The 22,701-nt window shown below is 33.2% G+C and carries 22 protein-coding genes and 1 riboswitch; of the genes, 19 read left to right on the forward strand and 3 right to left on the reverse strand.

The features are described from left to right. The first annotated feature begins 44 nt into the window (after nt 1–44). Nucleotides 45–173 carry a hypothetical protein gene (locus F9279_RS25925; protein ID WP_264298232.1) on the forward strand — a complete coding sequence of 43 codons (129 nt, stop codon included), beginning with the start codon at nt 45–47 and terminating at the stop codon, nt 171–173. Between the two features lie 13 nt (nt 174–186). Beyond that, nucleotides 187–978: an NAD-dependent epimerase/dehydratase family protein gene (locus tag F9279_RS06750; protein ID WP_264298235.1), complete on the forward strand. Its 792-nt coding sequence runs from the start codon at nt 187–189 to the stop codon at nt 976–978. A 105-nt stretch (nt 979–1,083) separates the two neighbouring features. On the opposite strand, the gene F9279_RS06755 is transcribed toward F9279_RS06750, so the two are convergent. Then, the gene (locus tag F9279_RS06755; RefSeq protein ID WP_152112029.1) at nt 1,084–1,641 is read right to left on the reverse strand and encodes an MEDS domain-containing protein; all 558 of its coding nucleotides are present in this window, start codon (nt 1,639–1,641) and stop codon (nt 1,084–1,086) included. A gap of 101 nt (nt 1,642–1,742) precedes the next feature. On the opposite strand from F9279_RS06755, the gene F9279_RS06760 reads away from it, so the two are divergent. The 8 genes from F9279_RS06760 to dacB all read left to right on the forward strand — a co-directional run bounded on the left by F9279_RS06760 (nt 1,743) and on the right by dacB (nt 10,404). Continuing rightward, the gene (locus F9279_RS06760; protein ID WP_152112030.1) at nt 1,743–2,717 is read left to right on the forward strand and encodes a ring-cleaving dioxygenase; all 975 of its coding nucleotides are present in this window, start codon (nt 1,743–1,745) and stop codon (nt 2,715–2,717) included. A gap of 73 nt (nt 2,718–2,790) precedes the next feature. Beyond that, nucleotides 2,791–3,594: an HAD family hydrolase gene (locus F9279_RS06765; protein ID WP_226793320.1), complete on the forward strand. Its 804-nt coding sequence runs from the start codon at nt 2,791–2,793 to the stop codon at nt 3,592–3,594. Between the two features lie 85 nt (nt 3,595–3,679). Next, complete coding sequence (locus F9279_RS06770) at nt 3,680–4,738, forward strand: undecaprenyldiphospho-muramoylpentapeptide beta-N-acetylglucosaminyltransferase (RefSeq protein WP_152112031.1); 1,059 nt, start codon at nt 3,680–3,682, stop codon at nt 4,736–4,738. Between the two features lie 101 nt (nt 4,739–4,839). Further along, nucleotides 4,840–6,183, forward strand: a complete 1,344-nt coding sequence (locus F9279_RS06775; protein ID WP_226793324.1) for a DEAD/DEAH box helicase — start codon at nt 4,840–4,842, stop codon at nt 6,181–6,183. 23 nt (nt 6,184–6,206) lie between these two features. Continuing rightward, nucleotides 6,207–6,779 carry a branched-chain amino acid aminotransferase gene (locus tag F9279_RS06780; protein ID WP_152112033.1) on the forward strand — a complete coding sequence of 191 codons (573 nt, stop codon included), beginning with the start codon at nt 6,207–6,209 and terminating at the stop codon, nt 6,777–6,779. A 29-nt stretch (nt 6,780–6,808) separates the two neighbouring features. After that, nucleotides 6,809–7,837 (forward strand): STAS domain-containing protein, encoded by a 1,029-nt coding sequence (locus F9279_RS06785; protein ID WP_152112034.1) that lies wholly within the window; start codon nt 6,809–6,811, stop codon nt 7,835–7,837. A gap of 112 nt (nt 7,838–7,949) precedes the next feature. Then, on the forward strand, nt 7,950–8,759 hold the full coding sequence (locus F9279_RS06790) for an Fpg/Nei family DNA glycosylase (protein WP_152112035.1): 810 nt from the start codon (nt 7,950–7,952) through the stop codon (nt 8,757–8,759). 154 nt (nt 8,760–8,913) lie between these two features. Further along, nucleotides 8,914–10,404, forward strand: a complete 1,491-nt coding sequence (gene dacB / locus F9279_RS06795; protein ID WP_152112036.1) for a D-alanyl-D-alanine carboxypeptidase/D-alanyl-D-alanine-endopeptidase — start codon at nt 8,914–8,916, stop codon at nt 10,402–10,404. A gap of 77 nt (nt 10,405–10,481) precedes the next feature. On the opposite strand, the gene F9279_RS06800 is transcribed toward dacB, so the two are convergent. Both F9279_RS06800 and F9279_RS06805 read right to left on the reverse strand, forming a co-directional pair. Further along, nucleotides 10,482–11,423: a nucleoside hydrolase gene (locus tag F9279_RS06800; protein ID WP_152112037.1), complete on the reverse strand. Its 942-nt coding sequence runs from the start codon at nt 11,421–11,423 to the stop codon at nt 10,482–10,484. 126 nt (nt 11,424–11,549) lie between these two features. Beyond that, nucleotides 11,550–12,167 carry a viroplasmin family protein gene (locus tag F9279_RS06805; RefSeq protein ID WP_152112038.1) on the reverse strand — a complete coding sequence of 206 codons (618 nt, stop codon included), beginning with the start codon at nt 12,165–12,167 and terminating at the stop codon, nt 11,550–11,552. A 172-nt stretch (nt 12,168–12,339) separates the two neighbouring features. On the opposite strand from F9279_RS06805, the gene F9279_RS06810 reads away from it, so the two are divergent. The 9 genes from F9279_RS06810 to map all read left to right on the forward strand — a co-directional run bounded on the left by F9279_RS06810 (nt 12,340) and on the right by map (nt 22,297). Further along, nucleotides 12,340–12,762 carry an EamA family transporter gene (locus F9279_RS06810; protein ID WP_152112039.1) on the forward strand — a complete coding sequence of 141 codons (423 nt, stop codon included), beginning with the start codon at nt 12,340–12,342 and terminating at the stop codon, nt 12,760–12,762. Nucleotides 12,763–12,859: 97 nt separating this feature from the next. Continuing rightward, entirely contained in the window at nt 12,860–15,073 is a 2,214-nt protein-coding gene (locus F9279_RS06815) for a GGDEF and EAL domain-containing protein (RefSeq protein ID WP_193224494.1), read from the forward strand. A 182-nt stretch (nt 15,074–15,255) separates the two neighbouring features. Continuing rightward, nucleotides 15,256–16,185, forward strand: coding sequence for a glutaminase A (gene glsA / locus F9279_RS06820; protein WP_152112041.1), 930 nt, complete (start codon nt 15,256–15,258; stop codon nt 16,183–16,185). Nucleotides 16,186–16,323: 138 nt separating this feature from the next. Continuing rightward, complete coding sequence (speD, locus tag F9279_RS06825; RefSeq protein WP_152112042.1) at nt 16,324–17,133, forward strand: adenosylmethionine decarboxylase; 810 nt, start codon at nt 16,324–16,326, stop codon at nt 17,131–17,133. Nucleotides 17,134–17,350: 217 nt separating this feature from the next. Further along, nucleotides 17,351–18,520, forward strand: coding sequence for a M20 family metallopeptidase (locus tag F9279_RS06830; protein WP_152112043.1), 1,170 nt, complete (start codon nt 17,351–17,353; stop codon nt 18,518–18,520). A gap of 159 nt (nt 18,521–18,679) precedes the next feature. Then, the gene (locus tag F9279_RS06835) at nt 18,680–20,128 is read left to right on the forward strand and encodes an alpha-amylase (protein ID WP_152112044.1); all 1,449 of its coding nucleotides are present in this window, start codon (nt 18,680–18,682) and stop codon (nt 20,126–20,128) included. 422 nt (nt 20,129–20,550) lie between these two features. Continuing rightward, complete coding sequence (locus F9279_RS06840) at nt 20,551–20,973, forward strand: DUF1801 domain-containing protein (protein ID WP_152112045.1); 423 nt, start codon at nt 20,551–20,553, stop codon at nt 20,971–20,973. A 66-nt stretch (nt 20,974–21,039) separates the two neighbouring features. After that, complete coding sequence (locus F9279_RS06845; RefSeq protein ID WP_226793327.1) at nt 21,040–21,216, forward strand: hypothetical protein; 177 nt, start codon at nt 21,040–21,042, stop codon at nt 21,214–21,216. 337 nt (nt 21,217–21,553) lie between these two features. After that, nucleotides 21,554–22,297 (forward strand): type I methionyl aminopeptidase, encoded by a 744-nt coding sequence (gene map / locus F9279_RS06850; RefSeq protein ID WP_152112047.1) that lies wholly within the window; start codon nt 21,554–21,556, stop codon nt 22,295–22,297. A 175-nt stretch (nt 22,298–22,472) separates the two neighbouring features. Then, nucleotides 22,473–22,649, forward strand: a riboswitch (Lysine riboswitch). Nucleotides 22,650–22,701: the final 52 nt, after the last annotated feature.

A 22,701-nucleotide genomic window follows, 5' to 3' on the forward strand; every position in this document is an offset into this window, starting at 1 on the left:
GTTAATTGACCATTGGTTAATAAAAAGAAGGGATGTTCTCCTTAATGAAAGCATTAGTATTAGGTGCTACTGGTGGAATGGGTTTTGCGTTAGTACAAGAGTGGGTAAGCAGAGGGTTTGATGTAGTAGCATTTTCTAGGAGTAAACACAAGTTGAAAACTTTATGTAGATAATCCCCAAATTACAATAGTAGTAGGTGATGCTCTTAATAGTGAAGACGTAACTCAAGCTGTTTCTGGAGTAGATATTATATTCCATGCAGTAAGCTTTCCATATGAAGAGTGGGAGGAGAAGCATCTTACCTGTTTAGATACAGTCATTCAAGCTGCAGAAATACACCATAAAAAGCTTGTTTTTACCGATAATATCTATGTATATGGAAAAAATCAAGGAGAAAAAGTTACGGAGAACTCCCCCAAAATGCCTCATACTAAAAAGGGGAACATTCGATTAATGATGGAAAATAGAATAAAAAAATCGAATATCCCCTGGTTAATTGGCCATTTGCCTGACTCATATGGTCCTAATGCCGAAAATACTATATTGTATGAAACATTAAAAAATGTTTGTTTAAATAAAGTGGCCAATTATGTGGGAGATAAAAAAATAAAAAGAGAATTTTTATACACAAGAGATGGAGCAAAAGCTTTAGTAGAGCTAGCTTTAAGAGAAGACACCTTTAATCAACATTGGAATATACCCTCAAGCTTTCCTATAAGCGGAGAAGAAATTCATCAATTGCTTCAAAAGGAATTTGGATATACAAAATCTTTTAGGATGGTTAACAAATCTATGATTCGTATGATGGGAATTTTCCACCCGTTTATGAAAGAAATGGTGGAAATGATGTATTTAAATGAAAATCCTATTTTACTAAATGGTGTAAAGTATGAACAAACGATCGGTCCTGTACCGAATACAGCTTATAACGTAGGAATAGCAGAAACACTTAATTGGATTAAAAATAATAAAGTGTAGTCCATTACTTTGCAACGAGAATATGCTTATAAACACCTAATCTCTCTAGATAAGTGCAGATAGATTAGGTGTTTATAAGCCGAACATAAATAGAAAATGCTATTATTATTTCTTTCTATAATTAGTAGATAACACTAGATCATCATCTGTCATGATATATTCATGACAGCTCATTAAAGGTTCTTTTAAGGAAAGCGATAATCGATCTTCTTCATAAGCACAAATCAGTAAAATTTGGTTATTTTGAACAATTTCATCTGCTTCTCTCTCAAATTCCACTAAAATCTCTTTTACTCCCTCATCTGCCGCCCACTCTACATGAGCCCAAATGCGGAAAGGAAGTTTGTTCTGCATATAATAATCTAATTCATTATTCAAGTATTCAAAAATATATGGAGGATTAAAGCTCCCACTTGAAAAATAATAATCATAATTGTTAATATGATGAATTCTTTTCATTTCTTCAGGCATAATAGAATTCGGTAGATTTTTCATAATCAAAGAAAAAATCCGATCATTTTCAATTAAAAATACATGCTCTAATTTGTTTATACCTGTTAGAATATAAGAAGTTACCTTATCGATATATTGATGTAAGCTTTTATTTAAATAGAAAATATGTGCCTTTTCAATAGTTTGTAGGGTAATATTAGTATGGCTCATAAAACAAATCCCTTCATTTAAAAATATTAGCTATCCTTAATTTATCAATAATTATACATATGCACAATTAAATTTAATATTTTTAAGAAAGTTGGTCAAATATGAAAATTAAAGGTATCCATCACATTTCAGCTATGACAGCTAAAGCTAAGGAAAATTATGAATTTTATACAAAGGTATTAGGCTTAAGACTTATAAAAAAAACAGTCAATCAAGATGACCCTTCTGTCTATCATTTGTTTTATGGAGATGAAATAGGAAATCCAGGTACTGAGTTAACCTTTTTTGAGATACCTAACTTGGCAGCAAATCAAGAAGGAATAAGTAGTATCTCTGCCACTTCTCTAAGAGTTCCTAATGATAAAGCATTAGAGTATTGGATCAATCGCTTTGATGAATTAGGAGTAAGCAATAGTGGAATTGTCGAAAGAGCTAACCGTCTTACAATAGAATTTAGCGGGCTAGAATCACAGCGATTTTTCTTAGTATCAGACGAAAAAAACAATGGAGTTGCTTCTGGTGTTCCCTGGGAAAAAGGCCCAATTCCATTAGATTTTGCGATAACTGGTTTAGGACCAGTTCAACTAACTGTTCGACGAAAAGAATCCACTATGCGTGTTTTAACAGAGATGATGGGTTATAGATTAATTGGGGAATATGCATCACCCATTAATGGGCAACCAAATATCCAAGTACTTGAAACAGGTGAAGGGGGAACAGGTACGGAAATTCATGTAGAGGAAAGAACAGATTTAAACGTGCAAAGATTAGGAAGAGGCGGTGTGCATCATGTTGCTTTCCGTGTAGATAGTGAAGAGGAATTATATGAATGCATTGAAACAGTAAATGATGAGAGATACCAAAACTCAGGCTTTGTAGACCGCTTTTATTTCCAGTCTCTCTATTTTAGAGAACCAAATGGTATTCTATTTGAAATTGCAACAGATGGCCCTGGATTTGCTACAGACGAAGAGGTCGAGCATCTAGGAGAATCTTTAGCATTACCGCCATTTCTTGAGCCGCAAAGAGCTGAGATTGAAAGGAAATTAAAGCCACTTTATACAACAGTTAATTAAGTAAAAGAACTATTGCTAGTTATGATAAAATAATAGAGATGCTGTAAAGCAAGTTAGTAAGGGGGAAAATGGTTTGTTGAAATGTGTTTCGCTTGATTTAGATGGTACTTTATTAGATGACCAGCACCAAATATCAGAAAACAATAAAAAGGTAATTCAACAATTAAAAGAAAATAATGTAGATGTTATTTTAAATACAGGTCGTCAATATGCTGATGTCATTAAAGTAAACGGTGTTAAAGAATTAGAATTACCAATTATATGCTTAAACGGAAGTATGATGTATCATCCTTCAGGAGAACTTCTTTATGAGACTAAAATATCCATGGAAGTTTACCAATCGGTTTTAACTGAATTACAAAAGCTAAACGTTGGCATTCTCGTATATACCAATCAAGGTGGTTTTCCATGTACTTTACCAGGATTAAAAGGAAAGTCATGGGACGAAATACAAGCTTTATTCGACAATCAGGATTATGACATGATTGCTCATTTAAAAGATGTTAAGATATATAAGTTGATTGCAGTGGTTGCTGAAACGGAAATGGACAGAATTAAAGATGTTAAGAATCAATTAAAGCAGTTTGATACGATTTCATTTTCTTCTTCTTTTCCAAATAATTGTGAGATTACCTCAAGTGAAGCACAAAAAGGAAAAGCCATCAGAAGGTATGAAAATCTTAAAAAAGTAGTTTTTGATGAGATATACTCCTTTGGTGATGGAGGCAATGATGTTACTCAATTTGAAGTTTCTACCCGTTCTTTCGCAATGGAGAATGCACCTGACGAAATCAAACGGAAAGCTAGTGATTTAACGAAAAGCAATAACGATGATGGTGTAGCATATGCCATAAAAGAAATACTGAAATTAGTTTAATAAGCATATTATGATGAAGTAGCTAGCGTTACGGGCTAGCTCTTTTTTTGATATTTAGTACGATGATAGGATAGGAGTTTTTAGATTGAAAAAAATAGTATTTACAGGTGGCGGCTCTGCTGGACATGTTACACCAAATATTGCCTTAATAAATGAACTACAGAAAGAAGATTGGAGCATTTCTTACATAGGAAGCAAGGCTGGCATTGAGAAGGAACTTATAGGGAAATTAGATATTCCCTATTATTCTATTTCTAGTGGGAAATTACGTCGTTATGTTTCTAAGGAAAATATCAAGGACATATTTAAAGTGATAAAGGGTTGCTTTGATGCTAGAAAAGTGTTGAAAAAAGAGAAGCCAGATGTTGTTTTCTCGAAGGGCGGATTTGTTTCAGTGCCAGTTGTTATAGCGGCGAATACGTTAAAAATTCCCGTTATCCTTCATGAAAGTGATTTAACCCCTGGATTAGCTAATAAATTATCTGTACGTTTTGCAACTAAGATATTTACCTCCTTTGAAGAAACATTACGTTATCTTCCAAGCGAGAAAGCAAAAGCAATAGGTTCACCAATAAGAAGAGAAATATTGGAAGGATCTGCTACTAAAGGGAGAGATTATTTAGGATTTCACAACGAGAAGCCAGTTCTAACCATTATGGGCGGAAGCTTAGGGGCCAAAAAAATCAATGACATCATCCGTGAAAATCTAGATACCTTACTACAAACCTATCAAATTGTTCATCTATGTGGGAAAGGGAATGTTTCCAATGAACATATACGAACTGGATATAAACAATTTGAGTACGTTCATGGAGAACTACCAGACATTTTAGCTGCTACTGACTATGTAGTTACTAGAGGTGGATCCAATTCCATCTTTGAGTTTCTAGCTTTAAAAATTCCCATGTTAATTATTCCTTTAACAAAGCAACAAAGTCGAGGAGATCAGATTCTAAATGGAAAAGTATTTTCAGAAAATGGATATGCTTATATGTTAGAGGAAGAGTCTCTAACATCTGAACAATTATTTAAGTCTTTACAAAAAATGGAGACCAATAAGCTACATTTAATAGAAAATATGAAGAAAGCACAAGCAAGTGATGCACTTAATGAAATAGTAAACGAAATAAAGAGCCATAGCTAAAAAGGATGCCAGATGTACGTCAAACGTTCATCTGGCTCTTTTTTTGCTTGTGTTCTAAAGGAATTACTTGATATTTTATAGAGAAACAGCCAAAATAAAGAATGGCTATCGCAATAGATAGTAAAGAAAGTAGGGAAAGCATGCAATCATTTAAAGAATTAGGAATTTCACTTGAGTCTATCACTCAACTAAACAAACAAAGAATTAAAGAACCAACACCAATACAAGAAAAAGTCATTCCTTTACTATTAAAAGGAAAAGATATAATTGCACAAGCACAAACAGGTACTGGAAAAACTTTTGCTTTCGGTTTACCCATCTTAGAAAGAGTAGATCCAAATAAAAAGGTTATACAAGCATTAATTGTGAGTCCTACAAGAGAGCTTGCTATACAAATTACAGAAGAATTAAATAAAGTAAAGGCAGAAGCTATCCAAATTCTTGCTGTATATGGTGGACAAGATGTAGAAAAACAATTAAACACATTGAAGAATGATGTGACGATAGTAGTAGCAACACCTGGGCGCCTTATTGACCATATAAAGAGAGGCAATATTGATTTAAAACAACTTTCTTATCTAGTATTAGATGAAGCTGATCAAATGCTTCATATTGGTTTTTTGGAAGAAATAGGATATATCGTTAGACGCACACCAAACACAAGGCAAACTATGTTATTTTCGGCTACCATTTCAAAAGAAGTACAAAAACTTGCCCAAAAGTATACAAGAAATGCTGAATTTGTTACTGTTGAGAAAAAACAGGGTCCTGCTTTAACTGTTAAGCAGTATAGTTTACATACTCCTGACCGAGCAAAACAAGGTACACTAATGGCTTTAATTAAAGAACATAATCCCTATATGGCGATTATATTTTGTCGGACAAAACGTCGAGTAAGTAAATTATATGAAGTAATGCGTTCTAATAAATTTAACTGCAGTGAACTGCATGGAGACTTATCTCAGGCAAAACGAGAACAAGTAATGAAAGAGTTTAGGAACGGGAAATATCAACTTCTTATTGCTACAGATGTTGCTGCTAGAGGGTTAGATATTGATGGAATTACCCATGTTTTTAACTATGATATTCCTTTAGATGCAGAATCTTATGTGCATAGAATTGGGAGAACAGGAAGAGCAGGATTAGAAGGTGTTGCCTTTACTTTTTATTCCTCTGATGATCGCCCTTTATTGGATACAATTGAAAATGATTTATCGATTAAGATAGAAAAGCTACAACAACCTAAAAGTGAGAAAAAAGAAAAAAGAGAACCTTCTAGAAGTTATAATCAGAAAAATGATGCTAGAGGTACTACTAACGGAAAGAAAAAAGGAGAAGCAGCTAACAAACCAAAAGATAAAAAATGGGATAATAAAGGGAATACTTCCACTACATCAAAAAACAAAATCAATCAGAATAGAAAAAAGCAAAGTAGAAGCCGTTAAAACTAAATAAAGGAGGCATGACATTGTTATTAAAAAAGCTGGAAACATATATAAAAAAGCAAGATACAGATAAAGTGTTATTACTAGAGGAAGAATTCAATCACTTAACAGAAACCTTTGCAAATGTGGAGGTAGTAAACAGTGTAGATAGGTTTTCAGATCTTTATTTGGAACTAGTAAATAAAGAAACAGACGAAACTGTGGAGTCAGATTTACCTTACTCATTTTTAGATAGTCAGATGAACTACTTTGAAAAAAACATAGAGAACTATCTTTACATAGAATCATCTGCCTTTGAAATTATATCAGCAGAATCCTTTATGATAGAAGTGGACTCCGTATTTAGTACGTATGAGTTAATTCTCGGTCTTCAATTGCCTAAAAAGAAGGAAAAAGATATCCGTAACTATATTAATGCAAACTTACAGGAAGAATCAGCGAGCTTTCAATTATTGTTCAATGATAAGGATGGGTTATGGGAACTAAATCTTCCATTAGATAAAATTAATGGTTTTGATAAAAATATGACGCTAGCAGAGAGCATAAAACTAGCCTATTTATTCTTATTTAACTTAGGAATTGCATTAGAAAGATAATGGATGAAGTGTAACCGGGAGGGGTTAGAATGACAGATAATAAATCCATAAAAATAGAATCAAGCGAATTTTCTTGGAATACACTTGATGGAGTATTTCATTTTGACGGAGCACCAGCTTTATTGTTCTGGGATTCAGCTTTTGAAATATTTTTTAGCACCATAATGGAGATTTCAGGCTCTGATGCCTCTAATACTGTCTTTGAGGCAACTGGCTTTCGAATGGGCTTACTAGTAAATGAGTACTATCAAAATCATTATACGGTGGAAGAAGTAATGAAAAAGTATAGTGAAATTTATTCAAGTGCTGGTTGGGGTAATATCGAAATTTTAAATTACGATAAAGAAGCAAAAACAGTAACTGTACAGCTCAGAAACTCCTGGGAACAACGTATTCTTCGTTCTATCAATTCAGAGCAATCAGCGGTACTTTTACCTTGTCACTGGGCGGGTGTATTTAGTGGATTATTCAAGGAGAATATGTGGTACTCATTAGAAAAAAGTAAGATGAATGGGGATGAGTATGATGAAGTGAAAATATTCCCTTCAACAATTACTCCCAATAAGAATATCCATGAATTGGCAAGGCAAAAAGAACAAGCATATATTAATGAGTTAGAACAAAAGGTTGATCGTAGAACAGAAGAACTCTCAACCCTTATTAAAACACTGTCTACCCCCGTTATGCCTGTGATGAATGGTATATTAGCTATCCCTTTAATCGGAAAGTTTAATGAGGAACGCTTTGAGGATTTACTTCAAAAAGGATTAAGTGAATTCAAACAAAAGCGTGCAAGTTACTTATTGCTTGATTTGACAGGAATTAAGGAGTTTGACGGATTTATTATTCATCGATTACAACATCTAATCAAAGCGATTGAATTAATTGGAGGAAATTGTGTACTAGTTGGAATTAGTCCAAGTCTTAGTATGCAAATTATTCATTCTGGTGCAGATTTAAACAATTTACCTACCTTTTCTACTCTGGAACAAGGCATTCAATATGCTATTGAAGAGCTAGGGTATCAAATTGTTAAGAAGGAACCTATAGTAGATTAAATACATAAACATTCTATGAACAAGTTATTCTTTTCTCATAGAATGTTTTTTGTTTTCTTATATAATTTCTCTTTTCGAAAATACTAAGGAAAAATAAAGGAGAGAGAATCATATGCCTGAATTACCAGAAATGGAGAACTACCGAATACAGCTTAGTCAACTATTAGTGAATAAACCTATTCATTCTGTTACTATCAATCGTGAAAAATCGATTAACATATCATCAAACGATTTTATTAACCACCTAAAGGGTTCGTCTATCGTTCGCATAGAGAGAAAAGCTAAGCATCTATTATTTCATCTATCTACTAATAAAATCTTACTTTTGCATTTAATGCTAGGAGGATGGATGTTTTACGGAACAGAAGAAGAGAAACCAAAACGTACCATTCAAATTCAGCTTTCATTCGGAGATAAGCATTTATACTTTATTGGTTTAAGATTAGGATATTTACATTTATTAACTCCTCAAGAATGTGAAGAAGAATTAAAGGACTTAGGACCAGAGCCTACTTATTATCAATTTACTGAAGCCAATTTTTTAGATTATTTACAGCACAAGAGAGGAAACATTAAGTTAAAGCTAGTAGATCAACATTTTTTATCTGGAATAGGAAATTGTTATTCTGATGAAATTTGCTATCATGCCAAAATACTTCCTACTAGGAAAATAGAAGATTTACAGGAAATAGAACAGAAACAACTATACCATTCTATCCGTTTTATTTTACAATCAGCTACAGAGATTGGAGGATATATGGAGCATCCTCTTTATAAAAATGATCAGAAAACAGGCAGCTATAATAATCATTGTAAAGTGTATGATATGGAAGGTACTACTTGTTCAAGATGCCAAGATACCATCGTATTTATTGAGCTTTCCTCTAAAAAATGCTTTTATTGTCCTGGATGTCAGCATTAAGAAAAAGTGTAGATGTCAAGTCTTCCATGGTTGGGGGACTTTTTTTATTTAGAGCTGTACAAATGACATTCATTAATCAATCTTATCTCCCATAAAAAGATTAAAACCTTCACCTTTTGTCCATACTATACATTTGTTACAAGGAGGGTTTTTTATGATTAAAAAGAAGCTAGGAGTACTTTTCATTATCACATTAACTATGTTGCTACTTGGCAGTGGAAACTTGGCTGCACTTTCTCCTGTATATGCTAATAATACTGTGCATACTGATTCATTTTTACTGACCTTACAAAAATTGTTAGAGACAGAATCGGAATTACAAGGAAGCTTGGCAGGTATCAGTATTAGAGATAGAGAAGCAGGAGAACTATTATTTGAAAATATGGCCGATGTAAGATTAGCACCAGCATCAAATATGAAGCTATTTACAGCAGCAGCAGCTCTCCAAATTTTAGGGGAGGATTATTCATTTATTACAGAAGTTTATGGTGATGGAAAAGTAGAAAAAGGTACTTTAAAAGGGAATCTATACATAAAAGGGAATGGAGATACTAGTCTTTCACCAGAAAATCTTGATAAGTTGGCGCAAAACTTAAAGAAAGATGGTATCTCCGTAATAGAAGGAGACATAGTCGCAGATGATAGCTGGTATGATCAAGAGCCGTACTCGGTAGATTTAGCTTGGAGTGATACTACAACCTATTATGGTGCACCTGTCTCCGCTTTAACACTGTCACCAAATAAAGAGTATGATGCTGGTACAGTTTTACTCCATTTAAGACCTTCAGATGAAATAGGGGAGAGTATTGAAATTGATTCGGAACCTAACACAAATGAACTAAAAATCATTAATAATGCAATTACAGTTAAAGAAGAAAACAAAAATACAATAAAAGTGGGTAAAAAATATAACAGTAAAGAAGTCATTATTGAAGGAGAACTACCAATAAACACTAAAGTGGTAAAAGAATGGGTTCCTATTGATGATCCTACTAGTTATACTTTAGATATTTTCCGGCAATCTCTTGAAAAACAAGGAATTAAAGTAACGGGAGAAGCATTCAAAGGAACGACACCACAACTCGCTTCACTTCTAACTACACATAAATCTATCCCGTTATCAGAGCTATTAGTTCCTTTTATGAAATTAAGCAATAATACCATTGCAGAAACATTAGTGAAAGAAATGGGAGTGGTAAGATTAGGGGAAGGTAGTTTTGAAAAAGGATTAATAGCATTAACCGATGAACTTGAGACTCTTTCTGTACCAACCTCTAATATGCTTATTCGTGATGGTTCAGGTGTTTCTCCTATTGATTTAGTCACTGCAAACGACATCACATTGTTGCTATATTCTATTCAAAAACAAGGTTGGTTTCCAACCTTTATGACTTCTTTACCTATTTCAGGAGAAGAAGATCGATTAGTAGGTGGAACATTAAGAAATCGACTAAACTCAGAAAATACAAAAGGAAAAGTTTACGCTAAGACTGGAACATTATCTGCTGTTAGCTCTTTATCAGGGTATGTAGAAAGCAAAAATGGCAAAGAATATATTTTCTCTATTCTATTCAATCATTTAGTAGATGAGGAAGAAGGAAAAATAATAGAAGACAAAATAATAGAGTTATTAGCCTCTTACTAAGATAGATACAGAGCTAAGTAAAAATAGAAAGAGCAATGGAAGAATTTCTTATGAATATCTTCCATTGCTCTTATATGTTAATTCTCTATTGACTTAGCTAGTTCCGTAATATAGGTAAAGAATTCTTCTGGTTGAACGGAGTAAACTACTGAAACTGGACGACCGTCTTTATGTTCCAATGTTCTTCCTTGTGAAGGAGATTCTGTTAGCACGATAGAAGAGACTTTCTTCATTTCTACGAGTTCAGGCTTTCCAATGGTCGCAGTAGTAAGAACATCCCATAAATAGTAGGTAGAGTTTGTTTCAACATGCACTAATGGAGGGCATGCTGCATAGCATTGGCCGATAAAATCAAGACCAGTATATTTGCGTAAGGATGCCCAGTGATTTCGGACAGAAACTGTTAAGGGTACTTGATTGGTGCTTTCTAATGCTATCATTTCTATTTTTATGGAACTATTCCAGACCGTAGCAACTGCCTCTGGGTCCCAAAAGGCATTCCATTCAGCTGTTCCATCATGTTCAGGCTCTTGAACATTTCCTACTTCTAAGAATGTTCCACCCATCCAGACTAATTTTTCTATTTTATCTTGTATATCAGGAGCTATTTCAATTGCTCTAGCAAGATCAGTTAAGGGACCTGTAAACAAAAGAGTTGTTCTTTCTGTATTTTCTCTTACACACTTAATTAAGTGTTCATGTGCAGGTAAAGTGCTCATAGGAGCTTCTACTTTACCACTCTCATTTAGTAGAGGTAGAGCATCTACATAGAAGGTATGCATACGCCAGTCTTTAGGAAAGGGATTGATACCACGAGAATTGGATTTAGCGACTTCTATATTACCATTTCCAAAGCGATCGATAATTTTTCTGCTTGCACTTATGCCTGGCTCTAGATAGCCGTCTGCTGGAATGACGGAAACTCCTGTTAAGGCTACATCCTCCATTTGTAATAATAAAAAGAGAGAAACTAAGTCATCGATACCTGCATCATGGTTAAAATATACTTGTTTTTTCATATGTATCACTCCTGCTTCATTGATAATTGTATAGCTGATTAATTACATTACTTTTTACTATAAAGATGGGTATGAAGTAAATCTGATAGCTAAGCTATAACAAATGCTAAAACAGAAGAATCAAAACTATTTTCTTCCAAAATCTGCTTTAATCTCTCCATAATTATTTGTATCCCATTTAAGTATTTTATTGGTATAAGAATGGGTAGCTAGCCACTTTTCTGCACTTTCTATCATATTCCACAATTTTTCTGTTCTTTCATCACGAAAAAGGGTAGTATTAGCTTTTTTATTTCGCACCCATGCAAGAGCAGTCATGCTATCACTATAGATGGTGGTAGCTTTTCCTTCCTTTTCCAGGTGTGATAATGCATGAACAATCCCTAAAAATTCTCCAATGTTGTTGGTGCCAAGGACTGGTCCAAAATGAAAGATTACTTCTCCTGTCTTTGTGTGCACCCCACGATATTCCATTAATCCAGGATTCCCACTACAAGCTGCATCCACAGATATACTATCTTCTTCAATTGGTTCTAATTTTTTATGTATCGTATTTTTTGAGGATTTTGAGGTACTAGTTTCATTTCTTCCTTTAGCAAATGCTTTTTCTGCTTCTGCAAGGGAAGGGAATGACTTAAATGAAGCTCCTTTAAAGCCTTTTGTTTGTTTTTCACATTCTGCCCAAGTTTGAAAAATTCCAGGTTTAAATCCTTTCCAAACTACATAATATTTTTTGCCTGCCATTGGTTTCCTCCTTAATATCCATCGTTGTTACTATATCATAGGCTGATTTAATTTTGAAACATAATACATAAGGTAAATGGGCTTGAAATAGTTTTAGTATTGCTTCTGTAATAATTCCACTCAAATAGTAAATTCTAAATTTATTGTAAGTAATTGAAGGAGGAGATATAGTATGAATTGGTTGATTTATGCTCTTTTATCCGCAGTGTGTGCAGCGTTTGTTAGTATTTTTGGAAAGATAGGATTACAAAATATTGATTCTAATACAGCTACAGCGATTAGAGCGATTATTATGGCTATCTTTCTCATGATTGTCGTTGCTATAGAAGGTAATTTAAATAAAATTCCTGTTATCTTAGCAGATAAGAAAAATATTATATATATTGTTCTAAGTGGCATTGCAGGAGCTAGCTCGTGGTTATTTTATTTTTTAGCTCTAAAATCAGGAAAAGTCACACAAGTAGCACCAGTAGATAAATTAAGTGTTGTGCTTGCAACTATAATCGCTGTACTTTTCTTAAGTGAAAAAATCAGCTTATGGAATGGGATTGGCATAGCTTTTATTACAATTGGCGTAATTTTAACAACCATATGATAATAATTCTACTAAATAGTTAAGAATCTCCAGATTTAGTCGATATAAAGGACAATCTATTAAAAATATATGAAGTGTTTGAATGGAGATTTATAATATGCAAAAAAACAGTAAAGCAAAATGGATTATAACCCTTTGTTTTTTTGTTATTTGTTCTTTCTTGGTAAACTTATTTCATCCTGATAAGTCAATTTTACTCATCCTCCATTTTATGTTAGATATGGCTATCATATTTACTCTGATTGTGATAATTAAAAGAATTGCAAGTATGTTCTCAGAATTATCACATAGTAATAAAAAATTACAATCTATATTTGAAGCAACTGATATAGCTATATGGTTTCATGACTTACGGTCAAATAATCTTCTGATTACCTCGGGAATCGAGAAGATATATGGAAGATCATTAGAAGAGTTTCAAAGCAATATTAGCCTATGGAGAGAAGTAATACATCCTGATGATTTAAAGATTATACAGTTTAGAGAAGAACATTTAAGAGAAAAAAACCAGGAAATTATCAGTGTATATCGAATTATAAAGCCTGATGGTAAAATTCGTTGGATAAAAGATCGAGGTAGTGCTGTATTTGATGTTATGACAGGCGAAATGATGGAATTTACTAGTGTACTAATTGACATAACGGATAGTAAAGAAAATGAAGATAAGTTTAGTACATTAGTCGATATGTCACCAGATATTATTGCTTTAATTAAAGATTTCCACTTTCTATATATCAATAATGCAGGAAGTAAAATACTAGGGTCAAAAACGTCATATGATTTAATCAATCGGCCAATTAGTGACTTTTTTTCTAACGAAACATATGAATATATTGTAGATACATTTAATAAAGCAAATGAAACTGATAATATCATGCTAGATTTAGAGTTAATCACCCTTCAAAAACAAAAGATAAATTTAGAAATTTCCTGTATGCCCATTCTCTTTGGAGGTCAGCGTACTGTCTTAGTGTTTGGAAGAGATGTTACTTCAAGGAAAAAAGCAGATTCCATGATTAAAGAATTAGCTTATAAGGACACATTAACAGGTCTGCCAAACAGAAATAGTTGTTTAGACTATCTTAATGAGAAGCTCAATAAAAATGAAATAAATTCCATGTCTATTCTTTTTATAGATTTAGATCAATTCAAACGAATTAATGATACAAAAGGGCATAGCACAGGGGATGTAATCTTAGAAAAAGTAGCAGACCGCTTACAATCTGTATTGGATGAAAAGGATTTTGTTTCTAGATTTGGCGGAGATGAGTTTTTAATTTTATTAGAGAATAAAACAAAAGAAGAAACAACTAATATATCAAAGGTAATTATAGAAGAATTTGCTACACCGATTCATGTAGATGAGGATGAATTCTTTGTAACGCCAAGTATTGGTATAAGCCTGTTCCCATCTGATGGAACGGATCAAGAAACATTAATTAAGAATGCAGATGCTGCTATGTATTTAGCAAAAGATTTAGGGAAAAATAATTATCAATTTTACTCCTCTTATCTTGCTGAGAAAAGCTCTAGAAAAATGGAACTAGAAATGGCTTTAAGAAAAGCCATAAAAAAGAAAGAATTATCGTTGTTTTATCAACCGCAAATTGATGTAAAGACAGGGAAGATTTCAGGGGTTGAAGCATTACTTCGCTGGAAACATCCTAAGTATGGGTATGTTTCTCCAGGTGAGTTTATCCCGATAGCAGAAGAAACCAATTTAATGTTCTCTATTGGAGAATGGGTCATAACAGAAGCATTCACCCAAAAGAAAAAGTGGGATGAATGTGGTGCAATTCATTTGAAATTAGCAGTCAATATTTCTGCCAAACAGTTTCAATATAATGAATTTCTGCACTTTTTAGAGACTGAGATAACTAGATTACAATTAGATACAGCAAATATCGAACTAGAGATAACAGAATCAGTTATGCAAGATATTGATAGTGCTAAATTAATTTTATGTCGAATTAAAAAGCTTGGTTTCCTTATTTCTATTGATGATTTTGGTAAGGGATACTCCTCCCTAAGCTATTTAAAATCTTTACCAATAGATATTATAAAAATTGATAAAGATTTTATTGATGATATTGAAAATCCCATCCATCAAGGTTCACTTGCTAAAGCAATCATTGATATGGGACATAATATGCATTTTTCTGTTATTGCAGAAGGCGTAGAAACAAAGGAACAACTAAAATTCCTAACTATACATCAATGTGATTTAATTCAAGGTTACTATTTTAGTAAACCATTACCATGGAATGAATTAGAACTATACTACATGGAACAAATGAATAAACGCTCTTAAGAAACGATTGCTTTTACAAAAATCTTTCATCTATGAAAAGATTTTGTAAAGGCAATCGTTTTATACTTCTTATTACTATTTTTAGAAAAATCGTTTATACTAACTAATAATTAGGCAATATAATGTTGGTGAAAGAGCCAAAATATTGTACTTGGAAAATATACATAAAGCTGGTGATGTAATTGGTTTGTCAATCAAATGAAGAATTAGAACTACTATTAGAAGAAGCTAAACAATATACAAAAAACGGAAAAGTTGCAGATTATATACCTGCTCTCAAAAAAGCGAACCCTGAGGATTTATCAGTAGCTATTTATAAAGCAGATGGAACATGTTATTATGCAGGATGTATATCTAAGAAAATCACTCTGCAAAGTATATCTAAAGTGATTACATTAGCATTAGCCTTAATAGAATGTGGCGAAGAATACGTGTTTCAAAAAGTGGGATACGAGCCAACAGGAGATCCCTTCAATTCAATTGTTAAGTTAGAAATGAGTAATCCCTCGAAACCACTTAATCCAATGATTAATGCTGGTGCTCTTGCAGTAACTCATATGATTCAAGGAAGTTCTGTCGATGAGCGTCTAGACAGAATTCTTGACTTTGTTAAAAAATTGTCTGGAAATAATGAGATTGAATATTCCGAGGAAGTAGCTCAATCTGAATTTGATACCTCTCACTTAAACAGAGCACTTTGCTATTTTATGAAACAGCACGGAATTATTAATGAAGATGTGGAAGAGCTTTTAGATCTATATACAAAGCAATGCTCCATTGAAGTAAACTGTTTAGATTTAGCACGAATTGGGATAGTATTTGCTCTAGATGGAAAAAATCCAGAAACAAATGAGCAAATTATGCCTCCACATGTTGCAAGAATATGCAAAACATTTATGGTTACTTGTGGAATGTATAATGCATCTGGTGAATTTGCGGTTCGTGTCGGAATTCCAGCAAAAAGTGGTGTTTCTGGAGGGATTTTAGGAGCAGTTCCTAATCGTTTTGGAATTGGTTTATCTGGTCCAGCATTAGATGATAAAGGGAATAGTGTAGCAGGATTAAAGCTACTAGAATTACTTGCTAATAAGTATCAATTAAGCATGTTTTAAAGGAAATAAAAAGGAGAGCGAACTACCTCTGTATTCACAAGACGTGAATAAGTGGTAGTTCGCTCTTTTTTGATTAACTCATTCTCTCTTCGGGTAACCTAAAATTATAGGTAAAAAGGTAGAAAGGAGAACAAATAAATGAGCTTAACACCAGAAGAGCGCATTGAACTGCATGGATTTAATAATTTAACTAAATCTTTAAGCTTTAATATGTATGATATTTGTTTTACACGGACAAAAGAAGAACGAGAAGCCTACTTACAATATATCGATGAACAATATAATGCGGATCGCCTGACAAACATTTTAAAAGATGTATCGGATATTATAGGTGCGCATGTATTAAATATAGCGAAACAGGATTATGAGCCTCAAGGTGCAAGTGTCACACTACTCGTTTCTGAAGGACCTATAATAGAAGCTCCGAAAGAAGCGTTTGAAGAATCTCCTGGACCTCTTCATCCTGATTCGGTAGTTATGCATTTAGATAAAAGTCACATTACCGTACATACTTATCCTGAATACCATCCAGACGAAGGGATTAGTACTTTTCGAGCAGATATTGATGTTTCAACATGTGGAGAAATTTCTCCGCTTAAGGCTTTAAATTATCTTATACATTCCTTCGATACCGATATTATGATATTAGATTACCGAGTTAGAGGCTTCACACGTGACATCAATGGACACAAACTATTTATAGATCATGAAATCAATTCTATACAGAACTTTATTCCAGAAGAAATAAAAAAACAATTTGATATGATAGATGTGAATATTTACCAAGAAAATATCTTTCATACAAAATGCAAACTGAAACAGTTTGATTTAAATAATTATCTCTTTGGATATACAGAAGATGCTTTATCACATCAAGAACGAAACTTTATTACGGAAAAGCTAACAGAAGAAATGAATGAAATTTTTTATGGGAAAAATATTAAGTAGACACCTTTTTTAAGCATTAGGTAGTGGTTATTTATACCACTCCTTTTTTATGTAACAAAAACTATTTCTCTCATTATTAATAGAAGGTACATGTAGTCTCATACATTATTTTTGCATATTTATACTAATAATTCTATTATTAATCACTTTTTTCTAGTAAAATAAAGAAAATCTAGTAAACTAGTAAGTAGAAAAAACAAATGAGGTGCAAGTGAACATGAAACAAAACATCCTAGACACAATTCAAGAAAAGGAAAAGATGTTTAAAGAAATTAGTATTTATATTGGAGAAAATCCAGAGCTTGGACATGAAGAATATAAAGCTTCCAAAATTTTATCAGACACATTAAAAAAACATGACTTTCAAGTAGATATGGGTACTTGTGATTTAGCTACCGCTTTTAGAGCTGTGTATGATAGTGGAAAAGAAGGTCCAACTATAGGATTCATGGCTGAGTATGATGCTTTACCAGAGTTAGGACATGCTTGCGGGCATAACTTAATTGGTACAATGTCTATTGCAGCTGCTATTGGATTAAGTAAAGCTTTAGAGGAAACAGGTGGTAGAGTAATCGTGTATGGTACTCCTGCAGAAGAAACAAAAGGTGGGAAAGTTACCATGGCAGAGAATGGTATCTTTGAAGAATTAGATGTCGCTATGATGGTACACCCACTAGATAACTATGTAAAGAGTGGATCCTCTCTTGCAATGGATGCCATACAATTTGAATTCTTTGGAAAAGCTGCTCATGCCGCTGCAAGTCCGCATCATGGCATCAATGCATTAGATGCTGTTCTACAAACGTTTAATAGTATTAATGCATTAAGACAGCACGTAACATCAGATACAAGAATTCACGGAATCATAAAAGAAGGTGGCACAGCTGCTAATATTGTTCCAGATTATGCTGTAGCTCAATTTTATGTACGTGGAGCAAAGAGAGAGTATGTAAATGAATTGGTGAAGAAAGTCATTCAATGCGCAGAAGGAGCAGCTTTACAAACTGGTGCTACCTTAAAGACCTCCAATTACGAGTTTTCTTATGATGATATGATTACAAATGAAACCCTATCAGAGGTTTTTTCAAAACAACTAGTAAGCTTAGGTGTTGCAGCTGAAGATATCTTAGAACAAAAAGATGGTACAGGATCACTAGATATGGGAAATGTAAGCCAAGTAGTACCTTCTATTCATCCATACGTAAAAATTTGTAATGAGGAATATGCATGTCATACGCATGAATTTAGAGAAGCAGCTATGTCAGAACAAGGTAGAGATGCTATGATACTAGGTGCTAAATCTATGGCTTTGACAGGGTATGAAATACTAACTAATAAAGAATTGTTAATCAACATTAAAGAAGAATTTCAGTTAAAAAGAATTTAATATAATTTAAGACAACAGATGCTTTTTCTGATTAAGTGAATAACTAGATTTATTACTAGTTATTCACTTAATCAGAGAGCATTTTTTTATTTTAGGCTTCAAATGTTAGATATGTGGGTAGAATTACTTCATAACAAGTTGAAGAAGAAGGTGAAAGCTATGGAGAATAAAACAATGATGCAATTTTTCGAATGGCATCTTGAAGCAAATGGTAAACATTGGACAAGATTAAAAGATTTAGCTGGAAAACTAAAAGAAAGTGGCATTGATTCTGTCTGGGTACCTCCAGTTACAAAAGCCTCCTCTCAAGATGATAATGGCTATAGTGTTTATGATGTATATGATTTAGGAGAATTTGACCAAAAGGGTGGCATTCGAACGAAATATGGTACGAAGGAAGAGTTAATAGAAGCAATTGAAGCATGTCACAATGTAGGTCTTAATGTATATGTGGATATTGTTATGAACCATAAAGCAAGTGCCGATGAAAAGGAAACTTTTCAAGTCATAGAAGTAAATCCTGAAAATAGAGAAGAAGATATCTCAGAGCCGCATGATATTGAAGGCTGGACAAAGTTTACTTTCCCTGGAAGAAAAGGTAAATATTCAGAATTCACTTGGAACTTTATTCATTTTAATGGTACAGATTATGACGATAAGGAAGGTAAATCAGGCGTTTACCGTATAATTGGGGATAATAAGGATTGGAATAGTAAAGTAGATGATGAATATGGAAATTATGATTATTTAATGTTTGCAAATATTGATTATGCCAATCCAGAGGTTCAAAAAGAAATGATAACATGGGGAAAATGGCTTAGTGAAACAGTGAATTGTAATGGCTATCGCCTTGATGCCATTAAACATATTAACCATGATTTTATTAAAAAATTCGCAGCATCTATGCTAGAACAGAAAGAGGATTTTTATTTAATAGGTGAATTTTGGAAAGCAGATTTAACGGAGTGCAGGGAATTCCTAGAGGAAACAGAATACATGATTGATCTTTTCGATGTTCCTCTTCACTATCAACTACATACTGCCTCCACTCAAGGCAGTGACTTTGATTTAACCACTATTTTTGACGGTACATTAGTGAAAGAGAATCCACTTAATTGTGTAACATTTGTTGATAATCATGATACCCAACCAGAAGAATCACTAGAATCTTGGGTAGAAGATTGGTTTAAACAAATAGCATACAGCTTAATTTTACTTCGAAAGGATGGTTATCCTACTGTTTTTTATGGAGATTATTATGGAATCAGTGGAGAAAATCCAATAGAAGGCAAGAAAGAAGCAATAGATCCATTACTCTATGCTAGAAAGAAAAAAGCATACGGAAAACAAGATGACTATTTTGATAATGCTCATTTAATCGGATGGGTAAGACATGGAGAGCAAGAAATAGAAAAGTCTGGATGTGCAGTCGTAATTTCCAACAAAGAGGATGGTATGAAAAAAATGTTTGTTGGGGAGTCCCGTAAAGGAGAAAAATGGATGGATATTACTAATACACGAGATGACATAATAGAAATTGACGAAAAAGGATTCGGCAACTTTCCTGTTAATGCTAACAGTGTTTCCGTATGGGGATTAAGTGATTAATGAAATATGGAAGAGAGTTAGTATCTCCATTTGTAGATGACTAATTCTCAGTTTGTTGACAATAGTGATTTGGCAAGAATAAAAAATATTTTTACACAGCTTATCTACGTTACAGGGGTGAGACTCCTACGGGATATGCGAGATAGTCCGAGAAGAAAGCAGGAGCGTTAGAGAAGAATCGGTTCGTAAATGAGCCACGTGGAAAGCAACCCCAGGAACGGAAATCATCCCCCTATTCAGTGGAATGATTAAATACACTTTCCTATAAACGTCTAAATCTCCATTTAGGAGTTTGGCTACAGCCTGAGAGTTAGTTTATCTAAATACAGATAACTAACTCTTTTTTTCTTGTTCACCAATAATAATAAAAGAGAAAATCTTACAAAACTTAGGTATAATAAACAAAAAGGAGGTATCTATTCGTGTATAAATTAAAGACGACAGAAACAGACAATGACGTTATAGAATTTATTGAATCCGTCGAAAGCAAAGCAAAAAAAGAAGATACTTATAAGCTAGTAGACATTTTTAGTCAGATAAGTGGATATCCTCCAAAAATGTGGGGACCTAGTATTATTGGGTTTGGCTCCTACCACTATAAATATGCAACAGGACATGAAGGAGATGCACCAATCGTAGGATTTTCTCCTCGCAAAGCTAATATAAGCCTCTATTTAACAACAGATGAAGTAATTAGAGCGAAATTTTTAAAAGATCTAGGCAAGCACAAACCAGGAAAATCATGTGTATATATAAATAAATTAACAGATATAAGAGAAGAAGTACTTAACGAGTTTATTGAACAATCCGTTCTATTTATTAAAGATAGATATCAAGAGAATTAAGAGATAGTGATGCATATTTTCCCCCTCTTCCCTTCATAATAAAAGGAGAAAAAGGAGGGTGTAATGATGGCTAAGAAAAATAAAAAATCCGATCCACAACAAAAAAACAAAAAAGGCTTTGATTCTGCCGTATTAAATGAAGAATTTGCACATGAAATAGGTAGTGCAGCAACAAATAAAATTCATAAAGACAAAGCAAAAAAAGAAAAAGCAGCAAAAAATAACGGAGAATATAAAGGGTAGGAACAAACTTCCTGCAACTATTCTTGTAAAATGAATACATGTTTGGGAAAGTACCTATCATTGATATATTTGATAAAGCGTCTATCCTACTTTTCCTGAAATCCGGAGAAAGAACAAGAAGAAAGCATGCACAGATGAAGAATTGCTCGACATCAAGCAAATACATTCTATTTTAGGTTAAATAAAATGTCATTTACGCAAGTAATATTTCATCAATTGTTCATACACTAACTGTAGATACTTTTATCTACAGTTTTTTCTTTTTACTTCAAACGGTTATTAGCATATAATAATAAGCGCGATAAGAATCGAGATCACGAGTACAAGGAGATAGTAAATGATAGTTAAAAACGAACAAGATATGAATGGATTAAAAGAAATTGGTAAAATTGTTAGTTTAATTAGAGAGGAATTAATTAGAAGTACTGTTCCTGGAATAACGACAAAAGAGCTTGATGAAATTGCAGGAAAATTGTTTCAAGAGCATGGTGCCGTATCTGCGCCACAAGATATGTATGATTTTCCTGGATATACATGTATTTCTGTTAATGATGAAGTAGCACATGGGATACCAGGTAGTCGTGTTATCAAAGAAGGGGATTTAGTGAATATCGATGTTTCTGCAAGTAAAAATGGTTATTTTGCAGACACAGGTAAATCCTTTGTTGTAGGTAATGGGGATCCTGAATTAGTAAAATTATGTGAAGTGGCACAAGAGGCTTTTGAAGAAGGATTAAAATGCTTCAAGCCTGGTGCGAAGAAAAATAGAATTGGTAAGTATGTTTATAATACAGCGAAAAAGAATGGTTTCACTGTGATTAAAAATCTGACAGGTCATGGAATTGGCACTTCTTTACACGAAAGTCCTGATCATATTTTAAACTATTTTGATTCATGGGATACGGAATTATTAAGAGATGGAATGGTTATCGCATTTGAGCCATTTATTTCAACAGGTGCAGAGGAAGTTTATGAAGAAAGTGATGGATGGACTTTTTCTACTAAAGAAAAAAGCTTTGTCGCACAATATGAGCATACCGTTATCATTACAAATGATAAACCAATTATCACTACACTATAAGTTTCAGAAGAAAGAAGGGATACCTTTCTTTCTTTTTTTATTATACATTTGAGTACGAATACTTCTAATTTTCACACTTCATGATGAAGCATTGACAGCCTAATAAATATCTCGTAATCTAATATTTATGATTTAATCATTTAATACTTTAATAAGAGAAAACCTTGTCAGCTTAAGATGAGGTAGAGGTTGCGATTTTTAAGAGTATAAAGACGGAGAGTCAGAGAACTTGTAGATGTCTTTAAAAAGGAAAAATCGCCGAAGCACTATTGTTCTCTGATAATAGTAGCTGGGTCTGTAGTCGAATAGATACAGAACTGTCATAGAACTTCTATGATGAACTATCGTTTTTATCTGATGGTGTTTTTTAATTAGTAACACACCATTATAGCGGTGTGTTTTTT

The organism is Bacillus sp. B1-b2 (assembly GCF_009183415.1).
Taxonomy (GTDB): domain Bacteria; phylum Bacillota; class Bacilli; order Bacillales; family Cytobacillaceae; genus Niallia.